Annotated in this window: 23 protein-coding genes; 18 read left to right on the plus strand and 5 right to left on the minus strand. The window is 60.6% G+C overall.

The features are described 5' to 3' along the window. Window positions 1–126 precede the first annotated feature (126 nt). The 3 genes from IPK09_03630 to IPK09_03640 are packed head-to-tail and all read left to right on the plus strand — an operon-like array spanning window position 127 to window position 4,488. Window positions 127–2,487 (plus strand): 3-hydroxyacyl-CoA dehydrogenase/enoyl-CoA hydratase family protein, encoded by a 2,361-nt coding sequence (locus tag IPK09_03630; GenBank protein MBK7982705.1) that lies wholly within the window; start codon window positions 127–129, stop codon window positions 2,485–2,487. 17 nt (window positions 2,488–2,504) lie between these two features. After that, window positions 2,505–3,701 (plus strand): acetyl-CoA C-acyltransferase, encoded by a 1,197-nt coding sequence (locus IPK09_03635; GenBank protein ID MBK7982706.1) that lies wholly within the window; start codon window positions 2,505–2,507, stop codon window positions 3,699–3,701. Window positions 3,702–3,732: 31 nt separating this feature from the next. After that, a complete protein-coding gene (locus tag IPK09_03640; protein MBK7982707.1) occupies window positions 3,733–4,488 on the plus strand; it encodes a hypothetical protein in 756 nt (251 codons plus the stop codon). A gap of 504 nt (window positions 4,489–4,992) precedes the next feature. Here the strand turns inward: IPK09_03640 and IPK09_03645 are convergent. The 4 genes from IPK09_03645 to IPK09_03660 all read right to left on the minus strand — a co-directional run bounded on the left by IPK09_03645 (window position 4,993) and on the right by IPK09_03660 (window position 10,879). Further along, window positions 4,993–8,280 (minus strand): EAL domain-containing protein, encoded by a 3,288-nt coding sequence (locus IPK09_03645; protein ID MBK7982708.1) that lies wholly within the window; start codon window positions 8,278–8,280, stop codon window positions 4,993–4,995. 4 nt (window positions 8,281–8,284) lie between these two features. After that, a complete protein-coding gene (locus IPK09_03650) occupies window positions 8,285–9,469 on the minus strand; it encodes an ABC transporter substrate-binding protein (protein MBK7982709.1) in 1,185 nt (394 codons plus the stop codon). A 295-nt stretch (window positions 9,470–9,764) separates the two neighbouring features. Continuing rightward, window positions 9,765–10,124: a PilZ domain-containing protein gene (locus IPK09_03655; GenBank protein ID MBK7982710.1), complete on the minus strand. Its 360-nt coding sequence runs from the start codon at window positions 10,122–10,124 to the stop codon at window positions 9,765–9,767. 125 nt (window positions 10,125–10,249) lie between these two features. Then, window positions 10,250–10,879 (minus strand): YbhB/YbcL family Raf kinase inhibitor-like protein, encoded by a 630-nt coding sequence (locus tag IPK09_03660; GenBank protein MBK7982711.1) that lies wholly within the window; start codon window positions 10,877–10,879, stop codon window positions 10,250–10,252. Between the two features lie 475 nt (window positions 10,880–11,354). Between IPK09_03660 and IPK09_03665 the strand changes: the two genes are divergently transcribed. The 7 genes from IPK09_03665 (at window position 11,355) to IPK09_03695 (ending at window position 17,923) form a co-directional block, all read left to right on the plus strand. Next, on the plus strand, window positions 11,355–12,863 hold the full coding sequence (locus IPK09_03665) for an AMP-binding protein (GenBank protein MBK7982712.1): 1,509 nt from the start codon (window positions 11,355–11,357) through the stop codon (window positions 12,861–12,863). Window positions 12,864–13,222: 359 nt separating this feature from the next. Continuing rightward, entirely contained in the window at window positions 13,223–13,684 is a 462-nt protein-coding gene (locus IPK09_03670) for a DUF2244 domain-containing protein (GenBank protein MBK7982713.1), read from the plus strand. A gap of 223 nt (window positions 13,685–13,907) precedes the next feature. Next, window positions 13,908–14,669: a cytochrome c oxidase subunit II gene (gene coxB, locus IPK09_03675; GenBank protein ID MBK7982714.1), complete on the plus strand. Its 762-nt coding sequence runs from the start codon at window positions 13,908–13,910 to the stop codon at window positions 14,667–14,669. Continuing rightward, complete coding sequence (gene ctaD, locus IPK09_03680) at window positions 14,666–16,255, plus strand: cytochrome c oxidase subunit I (protein ID MBK7982715.1); 1,590 nt, start codon at window positions 14,666–14,668, stop codon at window positions 16,253–16,255. Before coxB ends, ctaD begins: the two co-directional genes overlap by 4 nt. Then, on the plus strand, window positions 16,252–16,413 hold the full coding sequence (locus IPK09_03685; protein MBK7982716.1) for a hypothetical protein: 162 nt from the start codon (window positions 16,252–16,254) through the stop codon (window positions 16,411–16,413). Before ctaD ends, IPK09_03685 begins: the two co-directional genes overlap by 4 nt. Next, window positions 16,413–16,964, plus strand: coding sequence for a cytochrome c oxidase assembly protein (locus tag IPK09_03690; protein MBK7982717.1), 552 nt, complete (start codon window positions 16,413–16,415; stop codon window positions 16,962–16,964). Before IPK09_03685 ends, IPK09_03690 begins: the two co-directional genes overlap by 1 nt. Before the next feature lie 62 nt (window positions 16,965–17,026). After that, window positions 17,027–17,923: a cytochrome c oxidase subunit 3 gene (locus IPK09_03695; GenBank protein MBK7982718.1), complete on the plus strand. Its 897-nt coding sequence runs from the start codon at window positions 17,027–17,029 to the stop codon at window positions 17,921–17,923. A 20-nt stretch (window positions 17,924–17,943) separates the two neighbouring features. On the opposite strand, the gene IPK09_03700 is transcribed toward IPK09_03695, so the two are convergent. Then, window positions 17,944–18,147: a twin transmembrane helix small protein gene (locus IPK09_03700; protein MBK7982719.1), complete on the minus strand. Its 204-nt coding sequence runs from the start codon at window positions 18,145–18,147 to the stop codon at window positions 17,944–17,946. Window positions 18,148–18,236: 89 nt separating this feature from the next. On the opposite strand from IPK09_03700, the gene IPK09_03705 reads away from it, so the two are divergent. From IPK09_03705 to ccoP, 8 genes are all read left to right on the plus strand, one after another. Further along, complete coding sequence (locus tag IPK09_03705) at window positions 18,237–18,977, plus strand: SURF1 family protein (GenBank protein MBK7982720.1); 741 nt, start codon at window positions 18,237–18,239, stop codon at window positions 18,975–18,977. A gap of 7 nt (window positions 18,978–18,984) precedes the next feature. Further along, window positions 18,985–19,605, plus strand: a complete 621-nt coding sequence (locus IPK09_03710) for a hypothetical protein (protein ID MBK7982721.1) — start codon at window positions 18,985–18,987, stop codon at window positions 19,603–19,605. Next, on the plus strand, window positions 19,602–20,618 hold the full coding sequence (locus tag IPK09_03715; GenBank protein ID MBK7982722.1) for a COX15/CtaA family protein: 1,017 nt from the start codon (window positions 19,602–19,604) through the stop codon (window positions 20,616–20,618). The genes IPK09_03710 and IPK09_03715 overlap by 4 nt, the downstream gene beginning before the upstream one ends. After that, on the plus strand, window positions 20,618–21,532 hold the full coding sequence (locus tag IPK09_03720; GenBank protein MBK7982723.1) for a protoheme IX farnesyltransferase: 915 nt from the start codon (window positions 20,618–20,620) through the stop codon (window positions 21,530–21,532). The genes IPK09_03715 and IPK09_03720 overlap by 1 nt, the downstream gene beginning before the upstream one ends. 208 nt (window positions 21,533–21,740) lie before the next feature. Further along, the gene (gene ccoN / locus IPK09_03725) at window positions 21,741–23,189 is read left to right on the plus strand and encodes a cytochrome-c oxidase, cbb3-type subunit I (protein ID MBK7982724.1); all 1,449 of its coding nucleotides are present in this window, start codon (window positions 21,741–21,743) and stop codon (window positions 23,187–23,189) included. A 24-nt stretch (window positions 23,190–23,213) separates the two neighbouring features. Then, the gene (ccoO, locus tag IPK09_03730; GenBank protein ID MBK7982725.1) at window positions 23,214–23,948 is read left to right on the plus strand and encodes a cytochrome-c oxidase, cbb3-type subunit II; all 735 of its coding nucleotides are present in this window, start codon (window positions 23,214–23,216) and stop codon (window positions 23,946–23,948) included. A gap of 74 nt (window positions 23,949–24,022) precedes the next feature. Next, on the plus strand, window positions 24,023–24,223 hold the full coding sequence (locus IPK09_03735; protein MBK7982726.1) for a cbb3-type cytochrome c oxidase subunit 3: 201 nt from the start codon (window positions 24,023–24,025) through the stop codon (window positions 24,221–24,223). After that, complete coding sequence (gene ccoP, locus IPK09_03740) at window positions 24,216–25,172, plus strand: cytochrome-c oxidase, cbb3-type subunit III (protein MBK7982727.1); 957 nt, start codon at window positions 24,216–24,218, stop codon at window positions 25,170–25,172. The genes IPK09_03735 and ccoP overlap by 8 nt, the downstream gene beginning before the upstream one ends. Window positions 25,173–25,187: the final 15 nt, after the last annotated feature.

Here is a 25,187-nt window from a genome sequence, read left to right on the forward strand (position 1 = left end):
GTAGCCGTAGATCAGCCAAATCGGCAAAGCCGGGGATACTGACCCGGCTTTATGTTTGAGGGTGCGGCGGAGGATACTGAGCGTGTGACCGCGTGTCTCGACAGCCTGAAGCGAGGAGTTTGACGCATGAATAACGCAGCAGCCATCCGCCGGGTGGCGGTTCTGGGCGCGGGGGTGATGGGCGCGCAGATCGCCGCCCATCTGGCCAACGCCGATGTGCCGGTGGTGTTGTTCGACCTACCGGCCAAGGACGGCGATCCCAACGGGATCGCGACCAAGGCCATCGCCAATCTGGCCAAGTTGAATCCCGCGCCGCTGGCGGTCAAGGAGCGGGTCGAGCTGATCCAACCCGCCAATTACGACCAGCATCTGGAGCTGTTGCGAAGCTGCGATCTGGTGATCGAGGCCATCGCCGAGCGCCCGGACTGGAAGGCCGATCTCTACCGCCGCATCGCGCCCCATCTCAACGATCGGGCGATTTTGGCGACCAACACCTCCGGCTTGCGGCTGAATTTGTTGGCCGATTCGGTGCCGGAACAGGCGCGGGCGCGTTTTTGCGGCATTCACTTCTTCAATCCGCCGCGCTACATGGCGCTGGTCGAACTGATTCCCTGCGCGGCCACCGATCCGGCCATCCTCGATTTGTTGGAAACCTTCCTGGTCAGCACCTTGGGCAAGGGCGTGGTGCGGGCCAAGGACACCCCCAACTTCATCGCCAACCGCATCGGCGTGTTTTCGATGGCCGCCATCATGCACCACACCCAGGCGTTCGGACTCGGCCTGGATTTGGTGGATGCGCTGACCGGTCCCGCCATCGGCCGGGCCAAGAGCGCGACCTATCGCACCGCCGACATCGTCGGTCTGGACACCATGGGCCATGTGCTCAAGGGCTCGGCGCTGGCGCTGGAACACGATCCCTGGCGCAAGTATTACACCGTGCCGGCATGGCTCGGCGGCTTGATCGAGAAAGGCGCGCTCGGCCAGAAGACCGGGGCTGGCTTCTACGCCGGCAAGGGCAAGCAGGTGCTCGATCCGGCCACCGGCGCTTATCAAAACGCCGGCGCCAAGCCCGATGAGGCGGTGCGGGCGATTTTAAAGATCAAGCATCCGTCCGAGAAATTCACCGCCCTGCGCGCCAGCGACCACCCGCAAGCGCAATTTTTGTGGGCGATCCACCGCGATGTGTTCCATTACGCGGCGGTGCTGCTGGCGGAAATCGCCGATAACGCCCGCGATGTCGATTTCGCCATCCGCTGGGGTTTCGGCTGGAGTCTGGGACCGTTTGAGATCTGGCAGGCGGCCGGTTGGAAACAGGTGGCCGCGTGGATCAAGGAAGACATCGCCGCCGGCAAGGCGATGACCGACGCGCCACTGCCGGCCTGGGTCGATCAAATCGACGGCCCGCACCAGCCGCAAGGCTCTTATTCGGCGGCGGAAAACGCCTATCAGCCGCGCTCCAAGTTGCCGGTGTACCAGCGCCAGCTTTACCCCGAACAGGTGTTGGGCGAAGCGCCGCACCGTTACGGTGAAACGGTGTTCGAAAACAGCGGCGCGCGGCTGTGGACCACCGGCGACGGCATCGGCGTGCTGAGCTTCAAAAGCAAGCTGCACGTCATCGGCGACGATGTGCTGGACGGCGTGCTGGAGAGTTTGAAAATCGCCGAACAGCGCTTCGACGGCCTCGTCATCTGGCAAACCGAAGCGCCGTTCAGCGCCGGAGCCAATCTGGCCCAAGCGGTGCCGGTAGTGCTGGCCGGCGATTTCGCGACCTTCGAGAACACGGTCGCTAAATTCCAACGCGCCACCAGCGCGCTGCGCACTTCGGCGATCCCGGTGGTGGGCGCGGCGCAGGGGCTGGCGCTCGGCGGCGGCTGCGAGTTTTTGATGCATTGCGACCGGGTGGTGGCGGCGCTGGAAAGCTACATCGGTTTGGTCGAGGTCGGGGTCGGCCTGATTCCGGCCGGTGGCGGTTGCAAGGAGTTCGCTCTTCGGGCCATGCACGAAGCCAAGGGCGGCGATTTGCTACCGTTTCTACGCTCGTACTTTGAGGCGATGGCGATGGCCAAGGTGTCGCGCAGCGCCGAGGAGGCCAAGCAACTGGGCTATCTGAAACCGACTGATATCATCATCTTTAACCCGCACGAACTGCTGTACGTCGCCAAGGCGCAAGCGCGGGCGCTGGCCGAGGCCGGCTACCGGCCGCCGCAACCGCGCTCGATCCGCGTGGCGGGGCGCACCGGCATCGCCGCCTGCCAGATGGCGCTGGTCAACCTGCGCGACGGCGGATTTATTTCGCCGCACGATTACACCTTGGGCGTCAAGATCGCGACGGCCCTGTGCGGCGGCGAGGTCGATCCCGACGCGCGGGTCGATGAAGCGTGGCTGCTCGGTTTGGAGCGTAAGGCCTTCGTCGAACTGGCGAAAACGCCGCTCACTCAGGCCCGGATCGAGTCCATGCTCAAGACCGGCAAGCCGCTGCGTAACTGATGGCTGGGAGACTGCTGATGGGCAAACAAATTCAGGATGCTTACATCGTGGCCGCCGCCCGCACCCCGGTCGGCAAGGTGCGCGGCGCGTTTCGCAACACCCGCCCGGACGACCTGCTCGCCCATGTATTGCGCGGCGTGATGGCGCAATGTCCGGGTCTGGACCCCCAGCAAATCGGCGATGTGATCGTCGGTTGCGCCATGCCGGAAGCCGAGCAGGGCATGAACGTGGCGCGGATCGGGCTGTTGCTGGCCGGTCTGCCGGATAGCGTGCCGGGCATGACCATCAACCGCTTCTGCGCGTCCGGCTTGCAGGCGGTGGCGCAAGCCGCCGACCGCATCCGCTTGGGCGAGGCCGACGCGATGCTGGCCGCCGGCACCGAAACCATGACCATGATCCCGATGGGCGGCAACAAGATCGCGCTCAACTCGGAGGTGTTCGCCAGGGAGGAGAACATCGGCATCGCCTACGGCATGGGGCTGACGGCGGAGAAGGTGGCGGAGCAGTGGAAAATCTCGCGCGAGGAGCAAGACGCTTTCGCGGTGGAAAGCCACCGGCGCGCCGTCGCCGCCATCGCCGGCGGCGAATTCAAGCAGGAAATCCTGCCCTACACCGTGCTCGACCGCTCGCCGGACAGTCAAACCATGCAGGTGCGCGTTCGCGAGCGGGTGGTGGAGCACGACGAAGGCCCGCGCCCAGATTCCAGTCTGGAGGGTCTGGCCAAGCTCAAGCCGGTGTTCGCCGCGCGCGGCAGCGTCACCGCCGGCAACAGCTCGCAGATGAGCGATGGCGCGGGGGCGGTGTTGCTGATGAGCGAGCGGTTGGTCTCGCAATTGAATCTGAAGCCCTTGACCCGCTTCGTCAGCTACGCGGTGGCTGGGGTGCCGCCGCGCATCATGGGCATCGGCCCGCTCGCGGCGATTCCCAAAGCCTTGGAACTGGCTGGATTAACGCAAGACCAACTCGATTGGGTCGAGCTGAACGAGGCGTTCGCCGCCCAAAGTCTGGCGGTGATTCGCGATCTCAAACTCGATTCGGCTAAGATCAACCCGCTCGGCGGGGCGATCGCGCTCGGCCATCCGTTGGGCGCGACCGGCGCGATCCGCACCGCCACGTTGGTGCACGGCCTGCGCCGGCGCGGCGGAAAATACGGCATGGTCACCATGTGCATCGGCACCGGCATGGGCGCGGCCGGGATATTTGAGGCGCTGTAACTGAACTTGCTTTGAAAAAAGGGATACCTCCATGAATGCAATGCGCGTGACGGCAGGGGGCGGTTGGGGCTGGATCGTCGAGGGTTGGCGATTGTTTGCCAGAGCGCCCGGAATCTGGTTGGTCATCATGCTGATCTACCTGGGAATCAGCGTAGTGCTGTCGTTTATTCCCTTCGTTGGCACGCTGGCTTACGCGCTCTTGTCGCCTGTGCTGGCCGGAGGAATGCTCTACGGCGCGGCGGCGCTGGATCGAGGCGAATCCTTGGAGATCGGCCACTTGTTCCAGGGCTTCAAGGATCAGGACCGGATGGGGCCTTTGGTCGTGCTCGGCCTGATCAGTTTGGCCGCCGGCGTGCTGATGGCGCTGGTCATGTTCGTGTTCATGGGCGGGGGGCTGTTGCTGGGAGGCGCTTTGGATCATACCGGCGCGGTCGTGCCCCCCGAATCCATGGGCGGCATTTTCGTCGGCTTCGGGTTGATTGCCTTCTTAATCATCCTCGCCATCAGTTTTCTGGTCGCCATGGCGCTGTTCTACGGCGTGCCGCTGGTGATGTTGGCCGGGCAGCACGCTTGGCCGGCCATTCAAGACAGTATTGCCGCTTGCTGGATCAATTTTCTGCCGCTGCTGGTGTTTGGGCTGATCTATTTCGTGTTGGGGATTGTGGCGATCATTCCGTTAGGGCTGGGTTTTCTGGTGCTGGGGCCGGTGACGGTCGGCGCGATCTACGCCAGTTACCGTGAGGTTTTCCAAGGACCAGCGCGGCCGTCGATCAGTTTGGCAAAATAAAACGCCAGGGATAGCAGGCTCGATAACCCTAAGCCGGAAGCGCGCCGCTCGTGGGGGTTGACGGCGGGTTTCGAGGCGCGGTAACGCCAGGAATAGGGGGGATTGCACTAGGAACAGGCGTCAATCCCGCTTCTAGAGCGTCGTGCATCCTGGCTAATCGACCCCGGAAAACAGCGATTTGATCAATCGTGTCCGCAGTAGCTCCACCGCTTCGAAAACCTCCGCCGCGGTTTCCGCGTATAGCGGTCCCGTCTCGCGATAGATGCTGCCCTGATTGCCCACAAGGCTCACTGTAACTCGGATTTTCGTCACCATTTTGGACCGCTGCCTGTCCCATATCAGCGCTTTGTCGGCGGTAATCGCTAATGGCATGATGGCATCCCCACTGTTCGATCCCCATTTCAGCCCGGACGGCGTGTTCGGGCCAATCCACGCGTTGGCGTCAGTTCGAGGGATGCATATTGAATGCCAGTGATTCGAGGGTGCCTGCTTCCTCCGAGGAGGTCAGCAGACAGTCAGAGCGGGGTGTTCGGCGCTGGGCCGGTCGAAGTGGTAGCCTTGGGCCAGATCGATTCCCAGGTCGCGGATCATATCGAGCGTGGCCGCATCCTCGACGAACTCGGCGACCGTGGTTTTGTGCAGGCCGCGCGCCACTTCCACCATGGCCCGGATGAACACTTGATTGTCGTAGTTGTTGGGTAGATCGCGGATGAACAAACCGTCGATCTTGAGCACTTTGACGTTCAGGTATTTCAAGTAAGCGAAGGTGGAGAAACCGCTGCCGAAATCATCCAGACACACGCCGCAGCCGACCTGCTGGATGGCTTCGATAAAACGCTGCGCGTCCTGCACGTCAGAGACGGCGGCGGTCTCGGTCAGCTCGACCAACAGCCGTTGCGGGGCGACTTCACAGTCCGCCAGCAGCCGCCGGATGAACTGGGGTAGCGTCGGATCGTCGAAGGTGCGGCCCGAGAGGTTGACCGCCAACGGCGGCAAATCGGGGTGTTGGCCCAGCAAGTTGATGCTCTGTCTCAATACCCAGCGGTCGATATCGAGCACTTGGCCGCTCTTTTCGGCCAGATGGATGAATTGACCCGGCAAAATCGGATAATCGGGTTGATCCGGATTGCGCATCCGCAGTAATACTTCAAGATGGCTGAGGGTTCGGTCTTGAGTGTGATAGACCCCCTGAAAATGTAGGTCGAACAAATCGTCGTCCAGCGCTTGTGCGATCCGGCTGTTCCAGTTCAGCCGCCGCACCATCGCTTCGGTCGAATCGCGGTCGGGATCATACAGGGTCCAGGTGTTCTTGCCCTGATTTTTCGCTTGATACATCGCGGTATCGGCATGGGCCACCAACTCTTCCACGCTGTTGCCGTGCTCGGGAAAAACGGCGACTCCCACGCTGGCCGTCAGACGCAGATTTGTCCCCTGAAAGCGAAAGGGTATCGCCGAGACCGTATCCACGATCCGAGCGGGGAGCGCGCCGGGTTCATAGCCGGTTCCGAGCGTGCTGAGAATGGCGAATTCGTCCCCGCCGAGCCGAGCGAACATTTCTGTCGCCCGGACGTGGGCGGCAATTTCTCCGGCCGTTCGCACCAGAACCGTGTCGCCGGCCCGATGGCCGAAGGTATCGTTGATCGCTTTGAATTCGTCCAGATCGAAATAGATCACCGCGAACTTACCGCCTTCGCGCAACGCGCCGGCGATTTTCTGTTCCAGCTGCTTTTGAAAACTGTGCCGGTTCGCCAGGCCGGTCAGCGGGTCGCGCTCGGCCAGATACAGGAGTTGCTGGGCGGTCTGGCGTTCGTGAGTGATATCCTCGTACAGCCACAAACGGCCCAGCATGTGTTCTTCGTTGTCCATGACCGGATAGGACATTTGCGTCAGGATGCGGCCGTCGTATAGATCGATTTCGCAGCGCTCGCTGATTTCGTGAGTGTCTTGCACTTGCAAGACGAAGCGCGAGGCGTGGTCCGGTCGGGCGAAGCGATGGGTGGAATGTTCCAGGATGTCGCGGGTCGGACGGCCGATCAGGTTCGGCGTTTCATCGTCGATGGCCCACATCCGCAGGAAAGCCGGATTGAGGTATTCCACGCATTGTTGGTTGTCCTCGAACAGGATGCCGACGCTCATGGCCGCCAATAACGCGCGCAGCCGGCCCTGTTCGCGTCGGGTCACCGCCAGCAGTTCCCGTTGCCGCAATTCGGCGACCCGTAGTTCCTCGACGGTTCTCGCCAGTTCCGCTTCGGCTTGCTTGTGTTGGGTGATGTCGGCATGGGTTCCCAACAGGCGCAGCGGCTGACCTTGCTCGTCCCGTCGGACGATGCTGCCGAGCGAAAGAATCCAGATCCAATCGCCGGCTTTGGTGCGCTGGCGGAATTCCATCCGGTAATCGGCAAGCTCTCCGGCCAAGTAAGCTCGGTAGGTGCGAGCGACTCGCTCGTGGTCGTCTGGATGCAGCCTGGCGATCCAGGTCGCGCTCGTCTCATGGAACTCGGCGGGATCGTAACCGAGCATTCGCGCGTACTCGGGACTGACAATGACATCGTCGGTTTGAACGTTCAGATCGTAAAGGCCCTGATTGGTGGCCGCCAGCGCCAAGCGCAGCCGCTCCTCGCTTTCCCGTAAAGCGATCTCGGCCCGCTGGCGCTCGCCGATTTCTTGTTCGAGCGCGCTGTTGGCGGCGGCCAGCGCCCGGTTGCGAGCGGCTACGGTGCCGGCCCGATCATACAATTGCCGGTAGGCATGACTGAGCTGTTCCAACATTTCATTGAAGATTCGCCCGAGTTGCTCGACTTCGAAAACACCGTGAGAGTCGAAGCGGTGGTCCAACGAGCCGCTTTTGATAACCCGCCGAGCGACGGATTCCAGCTCGCGCAGCGGATGGGTCAGATAATGCGCGCCCGCCTTGGCAAGGCCGAAGACCGCCAGCATCACGCTGGCTCCCAGCGCGGCGTAGATGAAGAACAAGCGGTTCAAGGATGCCGTCAAAATGTCCCGATCCACCGACGCTTCGACGGCGAGTTCCAGCGGTTGCAAGACAGCCGGTACGAGTAACCTCTCCGTATGCACCAAACGCTCTGGATCGCCTGAAGAGTCGGGCGGCGGCGTGGCCGTGGCGTGTCTGGAATGAATGAGCCGCAGCGCGATGCGCGGGCTGTTGGAATGCGAAGGCGCGAATTGCAGGCGGGCGAGCGCGACTTTGTAGAGCAGAGCGCCTTCCGGTGAGAGCGTGCGGGAATAGAAGATCGGTTCGGCTACCAGTAAATAATCCCCGCCGGCGTCCGTCCCCAGCACCGCATAGGATTTGCCGTCCTCCAGGACTTGGCGCCGCCAATCGTGCGCTTCAAGGGGCAACTCACCGTTTCCGGCGATGGAGTGGCCTTCGAAATCCGCCAGCGCCAGCACCACGGGCACATCGTTGATGCTGGAAAAATCCTTGAGGAAAGGCATCAGGGCGGTTTGACGGGTCAGACTGTCCATCAGCGCGTTCAGGATCAGCGTGTTTTCCGCCAGTTTGCTCAAGGTCGTCGTGACGGCGCGCAAGGTATTGCCCAGTTGTTGGGCATACAGGGAAGCTTGGGTTCTCAGGGCGCCAACTTCATTATCGATCAGTTGCCTGCGGGTGAAGGTATAGGACAAACCGCCGATCAGCAGCACGAAGCCGAAGGTCAAACCCGTTGCCGCGAGCGCGATCCGAGTCGCCAAGCGCGTCCTGGGCAGTTTCGCCGCGGTTTGTGGTTCTGTACTCGACGATGCGTCGGTCGCGCTCCCTTGACGGCGTGCCATCCGTTCAGTCTCCCGGCGCCAGCGGTATGATGGCGCCGTCCGGGCGGTAGGTCGCCATGAACACATCCTCCGCGCCGAGCGCTTCGTGATTATCCGCGGTGAACGGCCGTTCGAAAAATTTAACCAAGCCCCGGTAGTGAGTGACCCGTTCCAGCGCGTCGCGCACCGCGCCGCGATCCGTGGTGTCCGCCAGATCGATGGCGCGCGCCACCAAATGGGTGAGGTCGTAGGCTTGGCCGAAGCCGACGGGCGATTCGATGTCCTCGATCCGTGACAAGCCGAATAACCGTGCGCTGACCCCCAGCACCCGTTGCACGAGTTCCGGGTCGGCCTTATAGAAGCTGAACGTCTGCACCACCGAAAAATCCAATTTAGCCAAATCCTGCCCGACCAACTTGACGAAATTTCCGCCTGTCACGCCCCAGTGACTGATGACCGGCAAGCGCTGCTCGGGCGGCAAAGCCGCCAGTTCGCGACAGAGGATGACGGCCTCGCTGTCGTTGGCGACGAAAACGATGGCTTGCGCGCCAGCGGCGCGTAACGCTTGGTATTTTTCGACCATGCTTTTCTCGCCCCATTGATACCATTCGAGACCGACCGAGCGTGGCAGGGGGGCTTCTCGAAAATAGTTCTCGGCGACGGCCAGATTGCTTTTGCCCCAGGTGGTGTTGGGAAGCAGCAAACCGACTCGTTCCGCCCCCTTGCCGAGCGCGCGTTGCAGCATGACGGGCATTGCCAGGCCGTCTCGCAGCGACAGGCGAAACATATAATTAGGATTTTTGCCGTTTTGAATGATGGCGTCCGCCGCCGCCCAAGGGTCGAGCACGATCATTTTCAACTCGTGCGCGAGTTCCACATATTCGAGGACGACCGGACTGAAGCGGCCGGTGAACATCGCCACCATATCGGGCATCCGGGCAAATTCTTGCAAATTTTTCACGCCGCGGGCCGTCACCGAGCGGTTGTCCTTGGAAACGAGTTGCAAGGGGCGGCCTTTCAGCACGCCGCCGGCGCGGTTGATTTCGTCGATAGCGGTCAGAATGCCGCGCTCGATGGCTTGCGCGGACGTGCTTTGTTCGACGCCGAACTCACCATCGAGCCCCAGATAAACCGGCCGGCTTTCTTCGGCGTGCGGGCGTGCGGGCAAAAAGAGAACCACACCAAGGAGAAAGACCTGAAACCGGAGCATGATTTACCTCCTTCCTTATTGTCTTCGTGCTAAATCCATGAATCATGATCGCGCGTCTTGCGCCGGGACCCGGCGATCGATCGTTTGATGCGGGCCGGCGCTGGCGCGCTAAGCGTGGGGCGCCAAGTAAACGACGTACATGGGGGCCGAGGCCGGCGCTGGCGGCGGTGGCAAGCGATCTGCTGGGCGCGCCAGTACGATCCGTCGGCGCGGCGGTGCCCCAGCTCGACGACGATCTGGACATACCAGACTCGCCCCGCGGTATTGGAGTTTAGTCATCCTGGCCGCTGGCGTGTCAGAACTTGAATTCCTCGATCAGAAGCTGGAGTTGTAGTAACGCTTGAGTGCTGATGTTCAGCATTCGAAAACCGGTATCGTAAAAATCCGGATTGACGTCCCGACCGGTCCAAACGGTTTCTCCTTCCAGATGAATGCGCTGACGCGGGGCGCCTTCCTTGGGAACATCCACCCGCAGCCGGTAAATTTGATTGACCGGCAGGGGTTTATCGTTGACCAAACGCATTCCTTCCTTGTTGATATCCACGATATGGCCCAGCAATTCGTTGGTGTCTCGGTCGTAAACCCGCAGGTACATCACAAGATACCAGCGCTTGAGCCGGCGCTTTTCGATTCCGGAAGGTTCGGGAAGACTCATGGAGGCCTCTTGGCGAGTAAGGTGAGGTGAGCCGCCGGCCTACCAGCCCGCGGGAATGTTTGCTTGGCGGTTACAATCCATGCCGGCCAAGCAAGGTCGGAGTTAACAGGCATGAGCGAACGGTGTCAGGGCGTCAGGGTTGGGTTCAGGCTGTAAGTCCCGGTGATACTGGCCCGATCCAGAACGTGTCCTTCAATGGCCCTTAGCACTTGCGGGCCGGTAAAGTTACCCTCCACGGGACAGCGCGGCACGTCGAGCGCGTAGAGGGTAAAAACATAATGATGGACGATGCTGTCATTCCACGGCGGACAGGGGCCATCATAGCCAAAATAGTCGCCCGCCATGGCGGAATCGCCCGCGAACCACTCACGATAATTATTGATGCCCTGCCGGGTGCCGCGCGGACCCCCTGGCCCCGGTTTGCCGCCGGGGGTGACGCCTTTGGAAAATTCGCCGGCCTGGATTTGCGCCGGTGTCGGTGGCAGATCCACCAGAATCCAATGATAAAAATCGGTGCGGGGTAAGTCCGCCGGAACCTGCCGTCCTTCCTGGTTGACGTCATCAGCGCGGGTCGGCACGTCCGGGTCATGGCAGATCAACACCAGCGAGCGGGTGCCAGCGGGTAGGCCACTCCATTCGAAGGGCGGATTGATATTGTCGCCTAAGGTGACGTGCTGCTCGGGATCGGGAACGCCGAAGGCGTGGTCGGCGGGGACCGGGCGTTGCGCGCGCAGAGCGGAGCTAGTGAACTGCATGACCTTCCTCCAAGTAAAGCATTCTAAGAATAAGCGTGTGTAGGAACTGGGGCCAAAACTGGCGGCCGATAAATTGTCACGGCAGCATAGACCATGAATGGCGAATGGTGGAGCGCAAAGTTTGACGGCGTTTCTCAAAAAGTCGTTGCTGCCTGTACAATGGCCAGACCGCTGACCGCGAGCTTCAGCGGCTATGATAAACCACTAGACCCTACCGCGTCGTCTGGTCAGCTCACTGATTTCATAAGCCATCGTTACATGTGGCGCGAAAGCGATAGTGTAGCCGGTTTTGAGTGCAATAACTCGCTTTTTCTTGCTTCGAACTTGAGCGTTTGTCGATCAAGCTAATGATAAGTATTAAGAATGTTTAGGTTATGAGCAATCCCTACACACCTCATGAAATCGCTGGCGCGGTGCTGCTGTGACCGCGCAGCCGCGGCGCTATACCGGCGAACGACCGCCGGCGCGGTTCAACATGGCGCGTTATTGTTTGCGAGAGGCCGCGCGGCTTACACCGGATAAGGTGGCGTTGATCGTCGTATCCGATGCTCGCGCGCCCGTCGAGCAGGCGGAGCGCTGGACATATCGGCAGCTAGACGAAGCAGTGCGCCGGGTCGCGGCGGGTCTGCGCGGTTTGGGCTTAGAGCCGGGCGCGCGGTTGATGATCCGCATGGGCAACACCAGCGATTACGCCCTGCTGTTTTTCGGGGCCATCGCCGCCGGTTGCGTGCCGCTGCCGTCCTCAGCACAGCTCACTGAAAAAGAAGCGGACTTCCTGTTGATGGATTCCGGCGCGCGGATGATCGCGCTGTCCGATGAACTGGCGATCGCGCCGCCGGCGGGCGTGCGGGTGTTCGGCCCCGCCGAGATGGCGGCGCTGCGCGCCAACCGCGAGCTGCTGGATTACGCCGACACCGCCGCCGCCGATCCGGCCTTCCTGGTCTATACCTCCGGCACCACCGGCCAGCCCAAGGGCGTGCTGCACGCCCAGCGGTCGGCGTGGGGGCGGCGACCGATGTACCAGGGGTGGTATGGCGTCCGCCCGGACGATGTGATCCTGCACGCCGGGGCTTTCAATTGGACCTATACCTTGGGCGTCGGTTTGACCGATCCCTGGGCCAACGGTGCGACCGCGGTACTGTACAACGGTCCGCGCGATATCGCGGTCTGGCCACTGCTGCTAGCGAACTTTCGGGCCACCTTGTTTGCCGCCGTGCCGGGTGTCTACCGACAGATTTTAAAATACACGGACTTGCGCGATTTTGATTTGTCCAACTTGCGTCATGGCCTGACCGCCGGCGAAGCGCTGAGCGTGGCCTTGCTGAAGCAATGGCGTGAGATCACCGGCAGGGAACTGTACGAGGCGCTGGGGATGACCGAATGCTCGACCTATATTTCCTCCTCGCCGAGCGTGCCGGTCAAGCCCGGCAGTCCCGGCAAGCCGCAACAAGGCCGCTGCGTGGTGGTGCTGCCGGTCGAGGGGGGCGAGGAACCGCTCCCGCCGGGCGAGACCGGCCTGCTGGCGGTGCATCGCAGCGATCCGGGGTTGATGCTGGGTTATTGGAACCGGCCGGACGAGGAGGAATGGGTCTATCGGGGTGAGTGGTTCCTGGGCGGCGATCTGGTCCATTGCGATGCCGATGGCTACATGGTCCATCACGGCCGCAACGATGACGTGATGAACGCGATGGGTTATCGCGTCTCACCGCTGGAGGTCGAGCATTGCCTGAGCCAGCATCCGGCGGTGGCCGAGGTGGCGGTGGCCGAGCTGGCGGTGCGCGACGGAGTATCGGTCATCGCGGCGTTCGTAGTGCCGCGCGATCCCGACGAGCCGAACGGAGTGGATGCCGCGCCGCTGCTGGCTTACGCGCACGAGCATCTGGCTGCCTATAAATGTCCCCGCGAGATCATTTTCACCGACGGTCTGCCGCGCACCCCCAACGGCAAGGTCCGCCGCCGGGATCTGGCGCAAGGGCGGCGGTGAGCCGGTTTCGATAGACAGTGCGGAAACTCCTGCTTTCCCTTGGGACAAGAGCAGGGGTGGGGGTTGATTCCTAAATCAGCGGCTGTATTCGTTGCGGAGCGAGCCGTCAAAAGCGGCCGGAGTCAAGGCGGCAGCGCTTGAAACAACTACCCTTTGTTGCGGAGGGCCTTGCGCACGCCGCCGTGGAAGCTCTCGATCGCGTCGGTGGTGTGGAGGATCGTGCGCGCCGGGGCGGGGACGGCCAAATAAATCCTTAGTTATAAGAAAGGGTATTGACAAGCTTCCCGTCTCCCGCTACTTGTTAAATAAGCTAGTCAAAAGATGGGGGCTTTCAGGTCATGGTCGCAGTGGAATGTGGCTTGAATGAGTGTCAGTACTGTTATGTACTGCGTCCCAATCGTTCGCTAACATGGCGGCAAAATCTGCTGTTTCTCGGCGGGCTAAGCGGAATGACGCTGATCGGCATAGCACCCTTGGTCGCCATGGGGTTTTGGCCGGTGTTACCATTCGCGGGGCTGGAACTGTTAGTGGTAGGCATCGGTTTGTACCGCGTGATGTGTCGCTGCCATGAGTGCGAAGTCATTTACGTCGCGGCGGACAGCATCCGCATCGAGCGGGGCCGGCGCGGTCCCCGGCAATCCTGGGTGCTGACGCGAGCTTGGGCGCAGGTGGTGCTGAGGGCCTGCCCCCGCCACTGGTACCCGAGCCAATTGCTGATTCGCGCTCACGGCCGCAGCGTGGAAATCGGCCGCTTTTTAGTCGAGGAAGAACGAAAAAAACTCGCGCGGGATTTGACGCGCTGCCTTCGCGGAGAGCTCTGAAGCGACGGCCTGATTTCCAGCCCGAAAGGGCCAAAAGTCCGAAAGGGCCAAAATGAATGTGGTGTTTTTAATTCTTTGCGTCTTGGCCACTTAAGGCGCGTTCAACTATCGGGAGAGGAGGAGTATGACCATCAGTCAACTTGCAAAGCAGGGCGCCGCCGGTTTGGCCGGTGCGTCGCTCCTGGCGTGGAGCCTGGGGGCGCGGGCCGAACTGGCGTTGAACATGCCCCGCGGCGTCACCGCCGTCAGCCGGGAAGTCTACGATTTGCACATGCTGATTTTTTGGATTTGCGTGGCGATCGGCGCGGTGGTGTTCGGCGTCATGTTCTGGTCGATTTTCCATCATCGTAAATCCCGTGGGGCGGTGCCCGCTCAATTTCACGAAAGCACTCTGGTCGAGATCGTGTGGACGGTGATTCCGATGCTGATCTTGATCGCCATGGCGATTCCCGCCACCAAGACGCTGGTCAAGATGTACGATTCCCGCGATGCCGAATTGACCGTCAAGGTCACCGGCTATCAGTGGCGCTGGCAATATGATTATCTCGATCAGAACGTCGGGTTCTTCAGCGTGCTTTCCACGCCTTCGGCGCAAATCCGCAACGTCGCCGCCAAGGGCGAGCATTATCTGCTGGAAGTCGACAACCCGTTGGTGGTGCCGGTCGGTAAAAAAGTTCGCTTGCTGACCACCGCCGCCGATGTGATTCATTCCTGGTGGGTGCCGGACTTGGGCTGGAAGAAAGACGCCATTCCCGGTTTCATCAACGAAAGCTGGACCTTGATCGAGAAGCCCGGTATTTATCGGGGTCAATGCGCCGAACTGTGCGGCAAGGATCACGGCTACATGCCGATCGTGGTCAAGGCCGTGCCCGAGGCTGAATTCAAGGAGTGGCTCGCGCAGATGAAGGCCAAGAGCAAACCCAACCCGCAAACCGCAAGTAACGACTCAACCGCTCAAACCGCCTCTGGAGGTCAAACGCTATGAGCACCGCATCGCACGCTCACGATCACGGGCATGACGATCATGATCACGGGCCACCGCGCGGCTTGACCCGTTGGATCTTCACCACCAACCATAAAGATATCGGCACCTTGTACCTGCTGTTTTCGTTGCTGATGTTCTTTGTCGGCGGTTCCATGGCGCTGGTGATTCGCGCCGAGCTGTTCCAGCCGGGCTTGCAGATCGTCAATCCCGACTTCTTCAATCAAATGACCACCATGCACGCGCTGGTGATGATTTTCGGCGCGGTGATGCCGGCGTTCGTCGGCTTGGCCAACTGGTTGGTGCCGATGATGATCGGCGCGCCGGACATGGCCCTGCCGCGCATGAACAACTGGTCGTTCTGGATCATGCCGTTCGCCTTTACCCTGCTGCTGTCGACGTTGTTTCTGCCGGGCGGCGGACCGGCCGGCGGCTGGACGCTGTATCCGCCGTTGGTGTTGCAAACCGGTGACGCCTTTCCGTTCGTGATCCTGGCCGTTCACATGATGGGTGCCTCCTCGATCATGGGAGCGATCAACATCATCGCGACGATTTTGAACCTGCGCGCCCCTGGCATGACCCTGATGAAAATGCCGCTGTTTGTGTGGACGTGGTTGATCACCGCTTATCTGTTGATCGCGGTGATGCCGGTGTTGGCCGGCTCGGTGACCATGCTGCTGACCGACAAGTTCTTTGGCACGTCCTTTTTCAATGCCGGCGGCGGCGGCGATCCGGTGATGTTCCAGCATATCTTCTGGTTCTTCGGCCATCCCGAGGTCTACATCATGATCCTGCCGGCGTTTGGGGTGATTTCCATGATCATCCCCACCTTCGCCCGCAAACCGCTGTTCGGTTATGCATCGATGGTGTACGCCACCGCCTCCATCGCGTTTTTGTCCTTCATCGTCTGGGCGCACCACATGTTCACGGTGGGAATGCCGCTGGCGGGCGAGCTGTTTTTCATGTACGCGACCATGCTGATCGCGGTGCCGACTGGCGTGAAGGTGTTCAATTGGATTTCGACCATGTGGCGCGGCGCGATGACCTTCGAAACGCCCATGCTGTTCGCCATCGCCTTCGTGGTGCTGTTTACCATCGGCGGCTTTTCCGGTCTGATGCTGGCCATGGCGCCGGCCGATTTCCAGTATCAGGACACCTATTTCGTGGTGGCGCATTTCCACTACGTGCTGGTGCCGGGCGCGGTGTTCTCGATCATGGCGGCCGCTTATTACTGGCTGCCGAAATGGACCGGCCACATGTACGATGAAAAATTGGGTCAATGGCATTTCTGGTTGTCGACCATCGGCGTCAACGTGTTGTTTTTCCCGCAGCATTTCTTGGGGTTGGCCGGGATGCCGCGCCGCATTCCCGACTATGCCCTGCAATTCACCGAGTTCAACATGGTCTCGACCGTCGGCGCGTTCGTGTTCGGTTTCTCGCAACTGCTGTTCGCCTACAACGTCATCAAAACCATTCGCAGCGGCGTGAAAGCGACCGATCAGGTCTGGGAAGGCGCGCACGGTCTGGAATGGACCCTGCCATCGCCACCCCCCTACCATACCTTCACCACTGCTCCCGAGGTCAAATGAGTAACAGTGAGTCGGTGGTGATGGCCGACGCCACCAAGACCTCGGCCCGGACGGCGACGGAACAGCGCGCCGTCCGGGCCCGGCGCTTGGTGGTTGTCTTGGTGGTGGTGGCTGTCGCAATTTATTTCGGTTTCATTCTGATGATGGCGTGGCGCTGATGATCGAAACGCATGATGAAACGAAAGCCGTCGCCAACCGTCGGTTGGTGCGGCGTCTGTTGTTGCTGACCGCGGGCATGTTTGCCTTTGGGTTTTTGATGATTCCGTTCTATGACGTGCTGTGCAAGGTCACCGGCCTCAACGGTAAGACCGGCGGGCGCGTGGCGGTGGTGGAACCGGTGAAAGTGGACGAAGCGCGCACGGTGACCGTGGAATTCGTTGCCAGTTTGAACTTGGGCGCGCCGTGGGAGTTCGCGCCCAAGGTCGCTCGGATGCAGGTGCATCCCGGCCAGTTCTACCAGACGCAATTTTGGGCCAAGAACTTGGCCGATCAGCCCATGACCGGCCAGGCCATCCCCAGCGTTTCGCCGGGGCTGGCGGCCTCGCATTTCCAAAAGATCGAATGCTTCTGTTTCAACCGCCAACTGTTCAAGGCGGGCGAGGGCAGGGATATGCCGGTGACTTTTCGCATCGACCCAGATTTGCCGGCGGACGTGCGCACCGTCACGCTGTCCTATACTTTCTTCAGAATCGATAACGCGGGAAGCTAGCGGGTTTTATTAAAAAAGCCTGCACCCGCCACCTTTCAGACCAATCCAGCGAGGGGATATTCATGACGCACGCGGAACATGCGCCAGGCCATTATGCGGAACCGGTGACCGACCATTATTACGTACCGCATCACAGCCACTGGCCGATCGTGGCTTCCATCAGTCTGTTTACCATGATGTACGGCGGCGCCACGCTGTTGAATGGGGGCGGCAAAACCATTTTGCTGGTCGGAGTCACCTTGATTTTGATCACCATGTTCGGCTGGTTCGGCACGGTGATCCGCGAAAGCCAGAAAGGCCTTTACAGCGCGCAGATGGATCGCTCGTTTCGCTGGGGAATGGCGTGGTTTATCTTCTCGGAAGTGATGTTCTTCGCGGCGTTTTTTGGGGCGCTGTTCTACGCGCGCGGTTTGTCGGTTCCCTGGTTGGGCGGAGAAACCGATCACGGGGTTTTGACGCACGGGGTGCTCTGGCCCAAGTACGAGGCCGATTGGCCGACCAACGGTCCCGCCGACATCGGCGGGTTCTTCGCGCCGATGCACGCCTGGGGTCTGCCGGCCCTCAACACGCTGATCCTGCTCAGCAGCGGTGTGACCATCACCTTGGCGCATTGGGGGTTGGTGGAAGGAAAGCGGTCGCAGTTGATCAAGTGGCTGGCGGCGACGGTGGCCTTGGGCGTGTTGTTCCTATTCTTGCAAGCCACCGAATACCACGAAGCCTATAAAGAGTTGAATCTGACGCTGGGCAGCGGGATTTACGGCTCCACCTTCTTCATGCTGACCGGCTTTCACGGCCTGCACGTCACCATCGGCGCGATCATCCTGACCGTGATTTTACTGCGCAGTATGGCCGGCCATTTCACACCGCATCACCACTTCGCCTTTGAAGCGGCGGCGTGGTATTGGCATTTCGTGGACGTAGTGTGGCTGGGTTTGTTTATTTTCGTCTATTGGATGTAAGGCGGCCGAGCGGCCTGTCATCATAAGCCGTGCGGGGTGATCAGGCCGACGGCGTAAGCCAGCATGAGCAGTACAAACAGAGCGACCGACAGGCCGATTCTCAGTGTCAAGGCTTTGACCATGCGGTGATTTTGGCCGTGGTCGTTGATCAGAAAAAACAGCCCCGAACCCAGGCTTCCGAGAATCATCAGCAGCAGGATGAAAACGACGAGCTTGATGATCATCAATAAGTTCCGGTGAATGATTGAAGGTCGCTGCGAGTATAAACCAATTCGGATTGGGGTAATGGCTTGGGTTTTGGGCGGGAGCGACGATGCGCTTGCAACTGGGTGACTGGCTTTTTCAACCCGGCTGGCCGTCCACTCTCGCCACCCTGCTGCTGTTGCCGTTGCTGCTCGGGCTGGGTTTCTGGCAGTCGGATCGGGCGCGGCAGAAAGCGGAGCTGCAAACCGCCTTTGCCGAGCGGTTTCAGCGGCCGTCGGTGCCGCTGGCCGATGTCGATCCCGCCGATCCCGCCCAGCGTTATGTGCGAGTGAGCGCCTCCGGTCGTTATGACGACGCGCATCAGCTCTTGCTGGACAACCAGGTGCGCGACGGTCAAGCGGGGTATCATGTGCTCACCCCGTTGCGATTGAACGACCATACGGCGGTTCTGGTCAATCGGGGGTGGTTGCCGCTCGGCGCTTCGCGGCAAACCTTGCCGGACGTGGCCGTGCCTGAAGAGTCCGTTACCGTCACCGGCTGGCTGGCCCAACCCGCCAATCCAGGTTTGTGGTGGGGGGAGGCGACTGGAGCGGCTTCAACCTGGCCGCGCGTCGTGCCTTATGTGGATTATCAGCGGCTGGGTGTCCTGCTGAATTATCCGCTGCAAGCGGCGGTGATCCTGCTGGAGCCGGACGCCCCCGCCGGTTACTGGCGCGACTGGCAACCCCGCTTTGGCGGAATCGGACCGGAGCGCCATCGCGGTTACGCCGCGCAGTGGTTCGGCTTGGCGGCCTCTCTGCTGATCCTGTATCTTGCGATCAATATCTCCCGATCATCTCGCGTCGATTGATTGACCCATGAACGTCCGTTCGATTTCATCGATTCCTCTCGCGTTGCCGCCGATCTGGCGGCAACGGGTGTTACTGCTGTTCATTATCGCCTGCTTCGCCGTCCCGCTGGGAGTGGCTGGGTTGCTGGTCGGCCATTGGCGGCCCGAGGGGTCGGTCCAGCACGGCGAATTGTTGGACCCGGCCCGGCCGCTGGATTTGTGGTTTGCCGCGGTGGACGACGATCGTCCCCGTGCCATGCTCAAAGGCCAATGGGTGCTGGCTTATGTCGGTTCGGCGGCAGCGTGCGAGGCGCGGTGCCGCACGGCGTTGTACGATATGCGGCAAGTGCGGTTGGCTTTGGGCAAGGATATGGACCGGGTTCGAACTCTGGTGCTGCTGGATGGCCGGCCGCAGACTGCCTTGCGGCAGTGGTTGGCCGCCGAGCATCCGGCCACGACGGTCGGGGTGGCCGCCGCCGCCCAGCGCAATGCCCTGTTGGCGGCGTTCGTCCAGCCAGGGCAACTGGGCGATTGGCTGTATCTGTTGGACCCACTCGGCAATCTGTTGATGCGCTATCCGGTCGATACCGAACCGCGCGGTTTGCTCAAGGATCTCCAGCGGCTGCTGAAATGGTCGAAAATCGGATGACCGGAATCCGCAAGACGCTGTTTCACCGCTTGGCTTGGGCGGCGCTGGCCTTGACGTTCGTCGTGGTGGTTTTGGGCGCTTACGTCCGTTTGTCGGACGCCGGTTTAGGTTGTCCCGACTGGCCGGGCTGCTATGGTCAGTTGGATGTGCCCGATGAAGCCCAGCAAATCGCACGGGCTAATGACGCTTATCCGCACCGTCCGGTGGAGCCCGCCAAGGCCTGGAAAGAGATGGTTCACCGCTATTTCGCCGGAACCCTGGGCGTGCTGGTTCTGACGCTGGCCGTGTTGGCTTGGCGAAACCGATCATCTGGCCACCAACCTGTCGCGTTACCGTTATTCTTGCTGGGGCTGATCGTGTTTCAGGCACTGCTGGGGATGTGGACCGTGACTTGGCAGTTGAAACCGGTGGTGGTCATGGCGCATCTGTTGGGAGGGTTGGCGACCTTGAGCCTGCTGGCTTGGCTGGTGCTGCGCCAAGGCGGCTACGGCCTGGAAGCCGTGGCGGTCGACCATCGGCCCTTACGCAATTACGCGCTGCTGGGATTGGCGCTGTTGGTGGCGCAGATCGCCTTGGGGGGCTGGACCAGCGCCAATTATGCGGCCTTGGCCTGTCCCGACTTCCCGACCTGCCAGAGCCATTGGTGGCCGCCGACCGATTTTAAGGAGGCGTTTACCCTGTGGCGGGGTCTCGGCGTTTCCTACGAAGGCGGCGTATTGGCCAACGACGCCCGCGTCACCATCCATTTGATGCACCGGTTGGGCGCTTTGGTGGTCTTGCTCTATCTGGGCTGGCTGAGCTGGCGGTTGCTGAGGGCCGACCACAGCCGCGCGCTCCGATCCATCGGGCTGGTGGTCGCCGCCTTGTTGGCCGGCCAACTGGCTTTGGGCATCGCCAACGTTCTCCTGCGGTTGCCCTTGCCGGTCGCGGCCGCGCACAACGGCGGCGCCGCACTGCTGTTGCTCGCCTTGGTGGCGCTCAATCATTTGGTCCGACCGGAAACCACCGCATGATGGCCGCTACTTTCCAAACGCTGCGCGCCAGTTTGCGCCGCCACGGTCGGGATTATCTGGAATTGACTAAGCCCAGGGTGGTCGCTTTGATCACCTTTACCGCCATCGTCGGCATGTTGCTGGCCACGCCGGATATGGTGCCGTGGGACATTTTGCTGTTCGGGTCGCTGGGGATCGCGCTGATGGCGGGTTCCGCCGCCGCCGTCAACCATCTGGTCGATCGGAAGGCGGATGCCATCATGGCCCGGACCCGGCACCGGCCGTTGCCCAGCGGGCATTTGGAGTCGTGGCAGGTCTTGGGGTTCGCCTCGCTCATCGGCGTGGGCGGTTTTGCCTTGTTATTGGCTTTCACCAATCCGTTGACCGCCGTTTTGACCTTCGCTTCGCTGATCGGCTATGCGGTCATCTACACCCTGTTTCTCAAGCGGGCCACGCCGCAGAATATCGTCATCGGCGGGGCGGCCGGAGCAGCGCCCCCGCTGCTGGGTTGGACGGCGGTCACCGGGCAAGTGGATTCCGGCGCGCTGCTGCTGTTTTTGATCATTTACATTTGGACGCCGCCACATTTTTGGGCGCTCGCCATCCATCGCCGCCACGATTACGCCAACGCCGATATCCCCATGCTGCCGGTGACTCATGGCGTGGCCTTCACCCGGCTGCATATCCTGCTTTATACCATCTTATTGTTTCTGGTCACGCTGCTGCCGTTCCTGACCGGCATGAGCGGCTGGATTTATCTGGCCGGCGCCGTGGTTTTGGGTCTGCGGTTTCTCAGCTACGCTACCCGTTTGTACGCAACGGGTAACGACCGTTTGGCGATGCCGACCTTCGGGTTCTCGATCGTTTATCTATTTGGCCTGTTCGCCGCCTTGATGCTCGATCATTACGCGGCGCGCCTGTTGGCTAAAGTCTAAATTCCAGCTTTTTGGGAAGGCGGGCCGAGCGCGGCTAAGGCATTGCCGTTTTTTATAATATTAGCTAATGCTGATTGAGAAAACCCAGGCAATATTAGTAGAATAAGCCATCGTCTGGTCCCAGCGGACGCCTGCTCCAGCCCGGCTTTCAACCGGCGGAAAATAACTATACGCTTCCAACCTCGTGGCTTGCTAAGGAGGCTTAAAGATGGCCCAAAGCTCAGCATTGCCGGTCGAACAATATAATTTCGATATCGTCCGAAGGTTCATGATCGTGGCCATGGTCTATGGCGTCATCGGCATGACCGTCGGCGTCTACATCGCCTGTGAACTGGCGTGGCCCTTTCTCAATTTCGACATTCCCGCCCTGACCTTCGGCCGACTGCGGCCGGTGCACACCAGCTTGGTCATTTTCGGATTCGGCGGCAGCGCGCTGTTTGCGACCGCTTACTACATCGTGCAACGCACCTGTCAGGCGCGGCTGGCGTTTCCCTGGCTGGCCGAATTCACGTTCTGGGGCTGGACGGCGGGCGTCGCGCTGGGCGTGATCACCTATATGGCCGGTTTTTCCCAAGGCCGGGAATACGCGGAATTCGAATGGCCGCTGGACATCGCCATCACCCTGGTGTGGGTGTGCTACATCGTGGTCTACGTCGAAACTCTGCGCCGGCGCAGCCAGCCCCACATTTACGTCGCCAACTGGTTTTTCCTGGCCTTCCTGCTCGCCGTGGCGCTGCTGCACATCTTCAACAATCTGGCGGTACCATCGGGCTTGCTCAAATCCTACAGCCTATTTTCCGGCGTGCAGGACGCCATGACCCAGTGGTGGTATGGCCATAACGCGGTGGGCTTCTTCCTGACCGCCGCTTTCCTGGGCATGATGTATTATTTCGTCCCCAAGCAGGCGGGACGCCCAGTCTACTCTTACCGGTTGTCGATCATCCATTTCTGGGCGTTGATCTTTCTGTATATGTGGGCCGGCGGCCATCACCTGCACTGGACCTCCTTGCCTGATTGGGTGTCGAGCCTGTCGGCGACCTTTTCCATCCTGCTGCTGATGCCGTCCTGGGGCGGCATGATCAACGGCATCATGACCCTGTCCGGCGCTTGGGACAAGCTGCGCTCCGACCCGATCATGCTGTTTCTGATCACCTCGCTGTCGTTCTACGGTATGTCCACCTTCGAAGGTCCGCTGATGTCGCTCAAGAGCGTCAACGCGCTGTCGCACTACACCGACTGGACCATCGGCCACGTTCATTCGGGCGCGCTGGGTTGGGTGGCGCTGGTGAGCTTCGGCTCCTTCTATCATCTGATCCCGCGTTTGTATCAAACCAAACTGTACAGTCAGGCGCTGATTTACGTGCACTTCTGGCTCGCCACCATCGGCATCGTGCTCTATATCACCTCGATGTGGGTCGCCGGCATCGGCCAGGGTTTGATGCTGCGCAGCTTCGACGATTACGGCAATCTGGCTTACACCTTCATCGAAACCGTCGAGTTCATGCACACGCCGTATGTGTGGCGCGCCTTGGGCGGCGCCTTCTTCGTGGCGGGCGCGTTGGTGATGGCCTACAACCTGGTGATGACCATTCAGGCGTCCCGCCGCGAGCAGGATGCCTTGGAAGCCAAACTGGCGGCCAAACTGGCCAAGGCTTGACGCGCGGCTTAGCGGAGAACGACCATGCGACACGAACAAATCGAAACCAATTCCGCCCTAATGCTGCTGTTGATCCTGGTGGTCATCAGCATCGGTGGCCTGGTGGAAATCGTCCCGTTGTTTTACATCAATGAGACCATCGAAAAGGTGGACGGCGTGCGTCCCTACACGCCGTTGGAAACCCGAGGCCGCGATATTTACGTGCGGGAGGGCTGCTATCTGTGCCATTCCCAGCAGATTCGGCCGTTTCGCGATGAGTGGCTGCGCTACGGTCATTATTCGCTGGCGGCGGAGTCGCAATACGACCATCCGTTCCAGTGGGGCTCCCGGCGCACGGGGCCCGATCTGGCGCGGGTAGGGAGTAAATACTCCAACCAGTGGCAGGTGCAACATCTGAAAAACCCCCAGTCGGTCGTCCCGCAATCCATCATGCCGCGGTATCCGTGGTTACTGGAACACGATCTGGATTACTCCGATGTGGGCGCCCGGATGCGCGCGCAACGAGCGGCCGGCGTTCCTTATTCCCTGACGCAACAGGAGTACGACGCCAACGTCAAGCGCTTCGGTAAAGACATCGCCGATCAACTGGATATCAATCAGGCGCAGGACAGCTTGCTGAAACAGGCGCGCGAGAAGGATTTTGACGGTTTTCCCAACCGGGTCTCGGAAATGGAGGCGCTGGTCGCGTACTTGCAGGTGTTGGGCACCATGGTGGATTTCACCAAGTACGACGAGGGGTATTTCGCCCAGTTCCGTTAATTCCGAATCGCGCCCCCTGATGTGGGGCGCTGGAGTTCGCGCCGATGTTTGATTGGCTGCTGTGGTTCACCCGGATGGAAAATTCCAAGCCTTTGGCGCTGGTGCTGTTTTTCGGCGCCTTTTGCGGCATTCTGATTTACGTGTTTACCGGCAAGCAGCGCGCCAAGCGCTTGGAATCATATAAATACCTTCCCTTCGCTGATGATGAGCCATCGCTGTCCGACCTGCGATCCGAGCAAAAATCCCAATCCCGCAAGGTGATGGACAATGAGTGAAAAAACAACCGAACAACAATCGACCGGTGCCGTGCAGACCACCGGACACGCCTGGGACGGCGATTTACAGGAATACAACAACCCGCTGCCACGTTGGTGGCTGTGGTGTTTTTATGGCACCGTGGTTTTTTCGGTGCTGTATTGGTTCATCTACCCCTCCTGGCCGGTCGGGCAAACGTGGCTCAAGGGCTTTGGCAGCGTCAGCTACACCGTGACCGACAAAGCGACCGGCCAGCAGAAAGAGCAGGACTATCGCTGGAACACCCGCTCGCTGCTGCTGGAAGACCTCAGCGACGCCGCCAACAACAAGCAGCGCAAGGACATGATGGCCAAGGTCCAGGCAGCCGATTACGAGCAGATCCTCAAGGACCCTAAGATGATGGAGTTCGCGCGTTCGGTCGGCAAGGGGCTGTTCGGCGACAATTGCGCGGCCTGTCACGGTCGGGGCGGGCAGGGCGTCGCTGGTTTGTATCCGAACTTGACCGACGATGATTGGCTGTGGGGCAGCGACATGGCGCAGATCCATCAAACGCTGGTGCAAGGCCGCAAAGGCTTCATGCCGGCCTTCGGGCAGGTACTGAAGCCGGAACAACTGGACGATGTGGCCGAGTACGTCCTGACTTTGGCGAGTGAAACCCGGCCGAGCGATGCGTCCGAGCGCGGCAAGGACATTTTTCACGGCCAGACCGGCGGTTGCTACTACTGCCACGGTGCCGACGCCAAAGGCCTGCCCTCGCAGGGCGCGGCCAATCTGACCGACAAGATTTGGGCGGTCGCCGATGTGCCCGCGCAAAAGAACTTGCAAGACAAAAAAACGGCCCTCAAGAACTTCATTTCGTCTGGCGTGAACAACACTCGGATCATGCCGTCTTGGAAAGATCGTTTGTCGCCGACCGATATCAAGCTCTTGGCGGTTTACGTCCGTCAGTTGGGCGGCGGCAAGCAGTAACTTACCGCAGTCCAC

The organism is Candidatus Competibacteraceae bacterium, assembly GCA_016713505.1.
In the GTDB taxonomy this organism is placed as follows: Bacteria; Pseudomonadota; Gammaproteobacteria; order Competibacterales; family Competibacteraceae; genus Competibacter_A.